The following is an 11,550-nucleotide window of genomic DNA, read 5'->3' as shown; positions in this document are numbered from 1 at the left end:
ATCACTCGATTTAAATCCTTAAATTCGAATATGAAATCAATATCAACCTTCGACGAAAAACTTCTAGAAAAGGGAGTAGATCGTCTCATATTATTAAAAAATCCTTCAGAAATATTGTTTTTAACAAGATTAAGTGCGGAATTGGGTCATCGTATTTATGTAAAACGTGATGATTTGTCCAGCATAGGTATGGGAGGAAATAAATTGAGGAAATTGGAATACCTTTTGGCGGAAGCAAGAAGAAAAGGAGCTAACCGGATCATTACGGTAGGAGCAAGACAATCCAATCATGCGCGATTAACCGCTTATGCAGCTAAGATGTCTGGATTTGATGTAGATCTGGTTTTAAAAAACAGTGTGGCTAATTCCTCCGAATTATATAGGAACAACGGGAATATCATTTTAGATGAGTTGGTAGATGCTAGAATCCATGAGATTCCTAATGATCATCGGGTTTCTGAATTTATTGAAAAGTTAGTACACGATTATCGAGAAAAAGGGGAGAAGCCTTATTTTATTCCAGTTGGTGGTTCCAATACTACGGGTGGATTAGGGTATGCTCGAGCAGTTCTAGAAATTGAAGAACAGGCTCGATCAATGGATTTGGACTTTAGTCATATTGGAGTGGCCTCAGGTTCTGGTGGTACTCATGGTGGGTTATTGGCTGGAGTGGTTTATATAGAAAAGGATATTCAGATCCAAGGATATAATGTACAATTGGATAGGGAACCAATTCTAGAGGATACAAGAACTATAATTAAGGAGATAGCCGGTCTTTTAAATGATCAAGAGCATATTGATGAATCAAAAATTCATTTAAGTAATGACTATGTAGGTGAGGGTTATGGCTTGTTAAATGATGAAACAAAAGCTTGTATTAAGAAAGTAGCACAGGTTGAAGGGATGCTTTTAGACCCTGTTTATTCAGGAAAGGCATTTACTGGCTTTATCAATGATATTAAATTAGGTAGGTTTACTAACAGTCGAGATTTCTTATTTATTCATACCGGGGGTACACCTAGTATATTTGCATATGCGGATCGATTTTAATAATAATATTTCATGCTATTGAGTAGAAATATTGCATTTAAGATGCTTTAATAAATAAAATGTTGTATTTTCCCAGCAGAATTCTTGGAAATGGTCCACATTACTTGTAATTCCTAAACCGACAACCCGATTAAAAAACACACATGTTAAGAAAAGAATTTCTAAAGAACATCTCTCTGCTTGCAGGAGCAGGTCTTGCTGCACCTTTATTATCTAGTTATCAGACAAACTCATTCGCTAATTTAAAGATCAAAAAAGGTCTTGGCTATTGGATGATTCAAGAAGACCTATCTATACTCGATAAATTTAAATTAGTTAAAGACTTAGGATTCCATGGAATTGAGTTTAATGCGCCTTTAGAGGTTCCTATTAAGGAATTAATCGATGCTAGAGACAAAACAGGTATAGAATTGCCAAGCTTAGTCAATAAAGATCATTGGAATAGACCACTTTCTGATCCGGATCCTAAGGTGCGTAAATTCATTGTTGAGTCTGTGGTAAAAACTGTTCAAGAGACAAAGATGCTTGGAGGAAATACAGTTTTAGTAGTTCCAGGTATAGTTAATGAAAAAGTATCTTATGAAACTGCTTGGAAAAATTCCATTGCTACCATTCGACAAATACTTCCAAAAATAGAAAATACAGGGGTAAATATAGGAATAGAGAATGTGTGGAATAATTTCTTAATCAGTCCTGTTGAAGCCAAGAAGTATTTAGAAGAGATTAATCATCCAGCTGTAGGTTGGTATTTTGATATTGGTAATGTCATGCGTTATGGATGGCCTGAGCATTGGATTGAAACGCTAGGAACAAAGATATTGAAGTTTCATATCAAAGAATTTAGCCGACAGAAAATGAACAATGAAGGGCTTTCAAAAGGCTTTGGCGTAGAATTGACCAAAGGTGATATTGATTGGGCTAAGGTTATGAAATCAATTCAGGATATCAAGTATAAAGGGGAGTGGATGACGTTGGAAGTAGGGGGAGGCGATAGGACTCATTTACAGAAGTTATCAGATCAGTTTGATACAATTTTAGGCCATATTAACAGTTAATTTCAAGGAAATATTACCTTTGCTTATCGAGTATTTTATATGATAATTTTTATTTGATTTCTAAAATATTTCTTTAATCATTAAACTTTTTATATTACTTAAAGTCTCTTTAAAAAGAGCGCTCGTAAAAGGCTTTTTTGCTTTTATAACCAATACTAACTAATTATTAATGAGAATTATTTCCCTAATTTTTTTATTGGCTATTTGTTCAAATAATATTTTTGCACAAAGGCTACTTTACTCTTCCGATATTCCAGTTCAAAAACTTAGAATTATTCCTGAACAACTTAGAGGAGGCACAGTCAGTGAGCAGTTGTCAGATTTAGAATATATACCGCTTAATAGTGGCAAAAAGGATGTTATCAGTAGCATAAGTAATGTAGAAATTATTGAAGACAGAATTATTTTTTTCGATTATCAAAATGGTGGGGTTTTTATTTTTGATTTTAAAGGAAACCTAATCAAACGATTAAAAGAGATTGATGGGTATAAACGTAAAAATGACTGGCATTACTACTCATTGGGTAAGGAAGGGAACCGTTTTATTATTATTGGTGAATCACTTAAAGCTCAGTTTGATAAGAATGGGGAATTAATTGAATTGGACAAGAGTTATAAATACCAAAAGACAAGTCCAAAAACCAAAGTTGGTTCTAGTTATTATCAATCCAGTCAACTATTCATTGCTAAGGATACTATCGCAGATTATGCCTTGAAATTCCAGGATAGTGTACTGATTAAATACGATACTCGAGATAGTATTAAATCTTCTTATAATTCCTATGTATCCGTAGTGAAGGTTTCTGAAGATAAAGCTTATGCTGTCTTTCCTAATACTTATCAACTATTTGAACTTGGACAAGAGGGAATTATCAACCGAACACAATTCATATTTCCATTAAAAAATACAATTGATACTTCTGAGTATGTACATTTTGAAGATTCTAGAAAATCATACGATTTCTTGACCAAAAATAGATCGAAAATCTACGGGGTTGGTCGTCCTATTCCATATAAACAATATTTAATCCTTTATATTTCGAGCTTTGGAACTTCGGGTTGGGTAGCTATGAACTTGGAAACAAATGAGATCATTAATCTTACTAAAATCTTACCGGATAAATCCAATGATTATATGGAGTTTTTAAACTATAACTTCTTAATATCTGATGGGGAATATCTGTATAGTTGTATTTATCCAAATTCGATTCAATCTGCTAAAGATAAGTCTCGACAGGAATCTCATGAAATTCGGAAATCATATCAAGAGTTCGCCAAATCACCAAATCCAATTCTAGTACGTTTTAAATTAAAGTAAGGAATGCACCTAAAACCAATTATTACACTAATTCTACTAATGGGAGTTAGCTTATGTCTTCATGCGCAAACCAAAATTCAAGGTGTCTTGGTCGATTCTACCTATAACAAAGTATTGGATGCTGCGGGGGTATCCTTATTCCAAAAAGGCAAAACATCAGTAGATAAAGTCACGTTGACTGACCGATATGGTAAATTCGAGATCACTGAATCTGCTATTGGGAAACCAATGATATTGGAATTCAGTCTTCAAGGATATGAGAAAGTAAAGATCGAATTTCAACTTCAGGCCAATGAAAAAAAGGATTTTGGACGAATCAATATGAATCAAGTCACCAATGAAATAGAGGCTATTGATTTGATTCCTCCTGTTCGGATGAATGGAGATACCATTGAGTTTAATGCTGATGCCTTTGAATTGGATTCTAATGCTGTGGTGGAAGATCTATTAAATAAATTACCCGGAATTGTTGTCTGGGGTGATGGTGAAGTAACTTACAATGGCCGTAAGGTTCCAACCATTCTTGTAAATGGGAAACCATTTTTTGGTTCTGACATGGCAATTGCTTTGCAAAATATAGATAAAAAGGCAGTTAAGAAGCTTCAGGTATATGATAAAAGGAGTGAGGAGGAAAAGAAAAAGAATCCTCTGGATGAAAAAATGGAGATGAATGTGGTTATGAAGGAGGGTAAAGAAAACATGTTTTTTGGTAGTGTGGGAGCAGGGGCAGGAACTAAAAAGCATTTGCAAGGTCATGGAAACATAAATAAAAGCACATCAAAAACACAGTTTACCATTGCTTATTCTGGAAATAATGTCAATAAGGACTTATATAATATTGATCAATTATTAAGGAATACCACCTTTAAAGGTATTGGTGTGAATGCAGATTTTGACTCTGATTTTCAGAGACAGGGAATATTAACGCAACATGTGGCTGGTGGAAGCTATCAATACGATTTCTTGGGTACTAATACCGTATTCAATAAGCATTTGATTAAAGGCGATATTTCTTCTAAATGGAATAATAATTTAAATATTAACGAATCAACTAGTTTTTTATTAAATCCAGAAGATAAGGAACATAATACCAGGAGCTCCAGCTCAATAAATGATAATAATTACCAGATTCAGCAAGCGAATGTTAAATATGATCGCCAAAATAATCGAATGGAGTCTGGTAAAAGAACCTTCAACTATTCAGCTAATATGAACTTGCAAAACAGCAAGAGTGATAATAACTCGACTAGTAATACATTGTATGATTACCAGAATAACCAATCGAAAAATAGTATTGAAAATGCTGGTTCGAACTTGAACCAAACATTAGGCTTTAATGCTAACTTAAATGTTTCGACTAAACAAGAGGTTTTTATGGACAATAAGGAAGCTAAATCTTTTTTTGAAAAATTAAGCTATTCTTTTCAAATTGGAGGAAATTTCCAAAATAACAAAGACGAATCAATTAAACGTGGAGAGTATACAAATTTCACTGATGCTGCACTGAACCGATTGAGTAATCGAAATTACGATATCGATTTTGAGTCTAGAAGACTTAATGGAGGATTCAGTGTATCACTTAAAAGCTTTACATTTAATAATAATATCTCCTATTATAGTACTGATAATAATGACCAGGTTGTAGATTTAATCAATTCAAGCCCCCAAGTAAATAAAAGTTTATCTCATATTTCTAATTATCATGAACTGGTTTATGAGCCATCATTGAGTTATGATAAGAATTTAAAAAATAAATATTTGGATGGTCGATACTATTATAATTTAAGCCTTTCTTCAGAACTTAAAGGTAGATTCCACCGAAATGAAAATCAATCTACATTGGACTATCGAAACCTGAAGCAACAATTCAATAGTTTTATTCCATCGTTAAGAATGTCCTACAGCTATAATAAATTAGGGGTCTATGGTTTTAACCAAAGTATAGCATATAACTATAATGAAGAATACGCATTTTTAAATAGATTAAGACCTATTTATGATGATATCAATCCTGGATATCGAAATTATGGAACAGATAATAAATTAAAACCTACTGGAGTTCATTCTGTTAGTTTAAATGGGGCATATTATCAATCAAAACAATATGCTACAAATGTTTTTTATTTTGCTAACTATAAATATTACATGGACGGCTTGACAGATAGCATTGTTTATTCAGAAAATGAACAACAAAATTATACAGCTCAAGTACCTAATGGAATGCATGCTTTCAATTACTCTTTGAGTTTTAAAAAACCGTTTTTTATTAAGAAAGATCACACCATGAGTTTGGAACTTAATATGAATGGTAATTTAGGCAATAAATTCCAGTACATCGATGGAAATATGCAAGAGATGATTAACATTCGTAATGGATTGGATCTAAAGATTTATTATACCCGACTTAACAAGTTTCAGTTAGCTTGGAAAAATGATTTAAGTGCCTATAAACGCTACGATAAAAAAGCTGAGGATGATAAAAACAATTACAACTCCATAACATGGAGCTCAGGATTGGCAGCAGCTTACTTTATAACGAAGAGGTGGGTCGTGAATACGAATATTGATAATAGATCTAGCTTTTCAAAATTTCAAGATAACCATGCGGTAATATGGAATGCGAATACTACTTATAGAATGTTAAAAGGTAATAATCTAGAAGTTAAAGTAGCAGTATATGATTTATTACGACAAAATAAAGGCTTCTACTTTAATGATGGTGTAACTGAATTCACCTCTGGATATAGAAATATCTTAACACAATATTATATGGTCAGTTTAAGCTATATGCCTAGGAAGTTTGGGAAGTAAGGAGTAAGGTAAATTAGCTATTCAAGAAGATTATTTGAAAAGTAAAAAGAACATGCTTTTCTGTTTTAAGGTATTAAAAAACAAAGGACATAAAATCAATTATGTCCTTTGATTTATTTTATCCTATTTAGCATCAAAAAGGTAGTTTTTATAAGCCTCTTGAAAGCCTTTTGCGGTATAGATATCAAGTTGATGTGTATATTTTCTGCCTTCTTTGGCTTTTCCATATAATTTACTGATGGTATAATATACAATATCACTGTTCTCCAGATTACTCAAAGCCTTATTATTGGATTTCTTTCCATCTATCCACACACCATATACATTTGGGTTTTTCCAATTTTCAAACGTGGTCTTATTTGGAGATTTCTTTTTAGGTCTAGTATTTCTTATTATAAAAGTAGAAGGGTTTAGAAACATATTATCTTTATTCGTTCTTGCCTCTCTTTGTTCTTTATTCATAACATAAGCAATATATCCCATCCTTCGTTGATCTAAACTAGAAATATCAACGAATCGTTCATTAGGATGATTCTTTTTATACTCCTTAATTTTATTTAAAGCTTTGTCGTACTCAGCTAATTGTTCTTTACTTGCACCTATCCCTTCAATAGTATCCTGAGGAGCTTGAAGATTAAGGGCTGTATTGGCCTTTGATAGCATACTTTCTGCAATAGATTCATTTTCATCAGCATTCTTATTGCTAAACAATAAGGTTGATCCTGCGATCAGCATAATCGAAAAGCTTGCTAAGAAAGCTTTTCTTTTCCAGTTTTCAGTTTTGTTCATCATGATTATTCTCGTTTTTAGTTGGTTAAAATCTAAATGACTCCCTAAGGCCATAACTTGTTTATCGCTGTTTAAGCCGATTAATAAGTATTGATAGGTCTGAATATTCTCCGGACGACGGATAACAAAATCGTCAGCCAAACACTCATGGTTGTATTTGATGGATTTTTTGGCGAAGTATAATACCGGATTCCAATAAGCAAATATGAATTGTAGTTCCAGTACCAAAACATCAATGCTATGTAATTGCTTGATATGGGCCATTTCATGCTTCCAAATCAGAGGATCAAGACCATTGTTATATTCCTCCTTATGGACAAAAACATAATTAAAAAAGCTAAAGGGACTTATAGCTGAGTCTAATAGTACAACCCTTACTTTTCCTACTTGTACAACTTGATTTTTTCGAATTAATAGGTTCATTTTCCAAAGATTCTTTAAGAATCTAAGGGCGAAAATTACTAGACCAGTAAGGAATAAATACCAAATAACTAATTGATAATCTATTGTGCTGGTATTTGCTTCTTGTGTTATTCTTGTTGAAGTCTCCGCGATATTTTCAAGAGTTACTAGCGACTCATTTTGGAGAAATTCCAATGGTTTTACTTGTTGCTCTGAATAAGTTGGCAAGGAAATAAAGGGTATTACTATTGGTAGTATCAATACCAATATAAGGTAAAACCTCTTCCATGAATGGAATTTGATATCCTTAAACCATAGTTCATATGGCAAATAGAGACATAATGAACAGATCAGGTATTTTAAGACGAATAAAATCATGATTGTTTCTTTTTAAGTTCATCATCTATTATTTTTTTCAGTTCAAGCAATTGTTCCTCAGAGAGATTACTTGATTTGGTGAAAAATGAAGCGAATTGTAACGGAGAATCATTAAAGAAATCCTTAATTAATCCATTCACTTGTTTTCCAAAATGCTCTTCCTTAGGCACTAATGCAAAATACTTTCTTGAATTTCCCAAAGTCTCGAATCCTACGTATCCTTTATCCTGCATACGCTTTAACAAGGTCAATACAGTAGAATTAGATGGAACTGGCTCTGAAAATTGTTCCATAATATCTTTCATGAATGCTCCATCTAAATGCCAGATGATTTCCATTAGTTGTTCTTCAGTTTTTGATAAGGCCATGTTTACAATTGTCTATGTATATCTACAAATGTAGATTAAAATATTTATTAAACAAGAATCTTTTGAAATAAATATTTTTAGGTAGGTTAGGGGAGCTTCTAAATGGAAATAAGGAAGCTGTAAAGAATTCCATCAAATATATTACAATGTAAGCAATCGATTGATTAGCTTGTTTTGTCTAAAAATGGCTTTGAAGTGCTAAAAAATGGTTTTTTGACAGGTTCATTTTTATATCTTAGGCTAAATCAACAGAAAACCTTTATGAATAAAACCTTATTAACATTAGCTGCATCATGTCTTTTAACGAGTTCACTTTGGGCTCAATCGGCAAAAGACTTTAAACAAGCCTATCAAAATCTTTCCGTATTTGATGATGCATTAGCCACTAAACTAAAACCTGGTATTAAGAAAAAACAGATTGAAGCAATTACTGATCCTAATATTCAAAAATTAGCTTTTGATATTTTGGCAGGAAAGGACAAGAACCAATATCGATTGGCGACCTACAATGCTCTGCTTTCACCGAATACCTTAGGTCATCAATTAGCTATTGGAGACGGTTATAGCAAATATGAAAATGTGACTGGTGTTTATTTACCGATAGGTAAACACGTGATCATTGCAGAAGGAATTGAGGAAGGTAAAGAAGTAAAATTACTTGTTCCAAATTGGATGCGTAAAGCTCCAAATCCGGAAGAACCTACTAAAGATCCCAAAGGTTGGGGTATTGAAAAGAAGGAATTTACGCTTCGTAATGGCGTAAATATCATCAATTTAACTGATTTTGGCAGCCTTGCATACATCAGCTACTTTTCAAATGAACCATCCAAGGAAAAACCCATCACAGTAAACTTTGTTACCGGCCAGGAAAATGGCTATTTTGATATCAATAAGCATAAAAATGCAGATTGGGATAATATGCTTTCTAAAGCCGTATATCCAATTTTAGATGCAAAGGGAAAGCATATTCAAATTGCTTATCCAGTGGAATCATTGCAAAAATATGCTGCCGGAAAAGGAGAGGAGCTCATCAATAATTATGACTCTCTAGTCTATCGCCAGCACCGCATTATGGGATTAATCAAGTACAATAAAGTGCCTGATAATAAAGTTCTTGCTCGTGTAAACTACAATTATTACATGTTCCGAGATGGTGACGGTGTGGCTTATATGGGCGATAAAAAAGGATATGCAATGGCAATGGTAACAAAGCCTGAATCGGTAATCAATGGTGATCCATGTTGGGGATTTAGCCATGAGGTTGGCCATGTTCACCAAACTAGACCGATGTTTAATTGGGGAGGTCTTGGTGAAGTTAGTAATAACCTTTTTTCCTTATATGTCATGCGATCCTTTAATAATGAGTCAAGGATCAAGAATCAGGATAATTTCAATAAAGCAAGAAAAAATATTATAGAAAAGAAAATATCGTATTTACAGGATCCAGATGTGTTTAATCGTTTAGTTCCATTCTGGCAATTGCAATTATACTTTGAATCTGCAGGTAATAATCCAGATTTTTATCCGGATCTTTTTGAAGCATTCCGTCAGCAATATTTAAAAACAGTCAATAATTCCCGTAGAAACCGTGCTAGTTGGAATCCAATGAATAATCAGCAAGAAAATAATCCTGCTGTACATCAGCTTAATTTTGTAAAAACTGCTTGTGAAGTCTCCAAAACTGATTTAACAGATTTTTTTGATCAATACGGATTTTTCTTTGTTGGCAATATGAAATACAACGATTATGGTGACTATAAATACGAAATGACACAGGAAATGGTTGATTCTTGTAAAGCTGCTATAAAAGCTATGAATCTACCAAAACCTAAAGTTGATATCAGTAGTCTGACAGATTAATAAATTATCTAATAAAATTTTAAAGCGTTTGAAGGTTTAGAAAACTTCAAACGCTTTTTTTATTTAAGCTGTCAGTTTATGTCAAATGAAGTCAGCGTGTATAGTTGATTAAAGGAATGATTAATTTAGCGCTGTAGTCAATTATTCTTATCAATTCCCTTAGATATCTATTATTCTATATATTACTTATAATTTATATTATGTTAAATAGATATTTACGGATATCCCCTTATTAGGAATATCCTTATCCATTTTACCCTATGGAAATATAACTGCACCTACTGTAATGTTTGTTCTAGGATCTATAATTATCGCTCTAGAATTCTCTGGGAAAACTTCTGCTGAATCATACACAATCTCTTCAGCAGATTTTATCTGTATTTTACCAATATCATTTAGTCCTAAAGTTTGATCAAATAATTGTTCTTGCGTATGCACATCATATTTGAATAAAATTTCAGGAATTTTTATTTTACTCACTTTACTATGTTTTTGCAACAAATAGATTTGTTGAACATCCAGATGTTTGTTATCAAACCAAGCGATATTGGCTTCTAAATTTCTTTCTGTATCTGCCGGTGAATCCGAGCTTACAATAATATCGCCTCTAGAGACATCCACATCATCTGCTAAGTGAATAACAACGGAAGCACCGTTTTCAGCAAATTCTAAAGGATTTTGGTCAAATTCGATTGATTCTACTCTAGAGCGCTGTCCACTTGGAAGAATGACAATCTCCTCACCTACGCGAAGCCCCTCTCCTAACACTTGACCTGCATAGCCTCTATAATCATGTAAATCAGTACTTTGAGGTCTAATGACCCATTGTACAGGAAATCTCCAACCTTTATTTTGATTAGTTTTTATTTCTACATTTTCTAAATATTCCAATAATGATGGACCTGAATACCAAGACGTATTTTTAGATGGATGAACAATATTATCACCTTTTAATGCAGATACTGGGATAAAGTCTACATCATCCAATCCTAACTTTGCAGCCAAGTTTAAGTAATCAGATTTAATGTTCTCATATACAGCAAGTTCATAGTCCATCATATCCATTTTATTGATACAAACCAATACCTTCTTCAAGTTCAATAGTTTAGCTAAAAAAGAATGCCTTTTGGTCTGTTCAATGACACCTTTACGGGCGTCGATAAGGATGATGATCAGATCCGAATTAGAAGCACCGGTAACCATGTTTCTGGTATATTGAATGTGTCCAGGTGCATCTGCTATGATGAATTTACGTTTTTCTGTTTGGAAATATTTATATGCTACATCGATGGTGATACCTTGTTCTCTTTCAGCTTTAAGTCCATCGGTTAGAATAGCTAAATCTACAGTACCATCATCGTTCTTACGATTTGCCTTTTTTATAGCCTCTAATTGATCATCTAATATTGAATTAGTGTCATATAGCAACCTGCCAATTAAGGTGCTTTTTCCATCATCTACGGAACCTGCTGTAATAAATTTTATAATATTCATGGAAATAATAATCTAAGTGATAAAT

General features: G+C 33.0%; 8 protein-coding genes. 5 read left to right on the top strand and 3 right to left on the bottom strand.

Annotation, left to right across the window (positions count from 1 at the left end; all coding sequences use genetic code 11):
- Positions 1–30 precede the first annotated feature (30 nt).
- The 4 genes from ACP6L2_RS04800 (at position 31) to ACP6L2_RS04785 (ending at position 6,234) form a co-directional block, all read left to right on the top strand.
- Positions 31–1,050, top strand: coding sequence for a D-cysteine desulfhydrase family protein (locus tag ACP6L2_RS04800; protein ID WP_440508156.1), 1,020 nt, complete (start codon positions 31–33; stop codon positions 1,048–1,050).
- Positions 1,051–1,193: 143 nt separating this feature from the next.
- The gene (locus ACP6L2_RS04795) at positions 1,194–2,105 is read left to right on the top strand and encodes a sugar phosphate isomerase/epimerase family protein (protein ID WP_440508155.1); all 912 of its coding nucleotides are present in this window, start codon (positions 1,194–1,196) and stop codon (positions 2,103–2,105) included.
- A 169-nt stretch (positions 2,106–2,274) separates the two neighbouring features.
- A complete protein-coding gene (locus ACP6L2_RS04790; protein WP_440508154.1) occupies positions 2,275–3,423 on the top strand; it encodes a 6-bladed beta-propeller in 1,149 nt (382 codons plus the stop codon).
- A gap of 39 nt (positions 3,424–3,462) precedes the next feature.
- Entirely contained in the window at positions 3,463–6,234 is a 2,772-nt protein-coding gene (locus tag ACP6L2_RS04785; protein ID WP_440508153.1) for a hypothetical protein, read from the top strand.
- Between the two features lie 123 nt (positions 6,235–6,357).
- Here the strand turns inward: ACP6L2_RS04785 and ACP6L2_RS04780 are convergent, their stop codons facing one another.
- Positions 6,358–7,803: a M56 family metallopeptidase gene (locus ACP6L2_RS04780; RefSeq protein WP_440508152.1), complete on the bottom strand. Its 1,446-nt coding sequence runs from the start codon at positions 7,801–7,803 to the stop codon at positions 6,358–6,360.
- A complete protein-coding gene (locus ACP6L2_RS04775; RefSeq protein ID WP_344674711.1) occupies positions 7,800–8,171 on the bottom strand; it encodes a BlaI/MecI/CopY family transcriptional regulator in 372 nt (123 codons plus the stop codon). Before ACP6L2_RS04775 ends, ACP6L2_RS04780 begins: the two co-directional genes overlap by 4 nt.
- Before the next feature lie 261 nt (positions 8,172–8,432).
- Here ACP6L2_RS04775 and ACP6L2_RS04770 point away from each other — a divergent pair, with 261 nt between their 5' ends.
- Entirely contained in the window at positions 8,433–10,031 is a 1,599-nt protein-coding gene (locus tag ACP6L2_RS04770) for a M60 family metallopeptidase (RefSeq protein WP_440508151.1), read from the top strand.
- A gap of 258 nt (positions 10,032–10,289) precedes the next feature.
- On the opposite strand, the gene ACP6L2_RS04765 is transcribed toward ACP6L2_RS04770, so the two are convergent.
- A complete protein-coding gene (locus tag ACP6L2_RS04765) occupies positions 10,290–11,525 on the bottom strand; it encodes a sulfate adenylyltransferase subunit 1 (protein WP_440508150.1) in 1,236 nt (411 codons plus the stop codon).
- Between the last annotated feature and the right edge of the window lie 25 nt (positions 11,526–11,550).

Source organism: Sphingobacterium lactis (assembly GCF_051951495.1).
GTDB lineage: Bacteria > Bacteroidota > Bacteroidia > Sphingobacteriales > Sphingobacteriaceae > Sphingobacterium > Sphingobacterium lactis_A.
The sequence above is the reverse complement of the archived record's forward strand: the minus strand, read 5'-3'. Positions and strand labels throughout refer to the sequence as shown.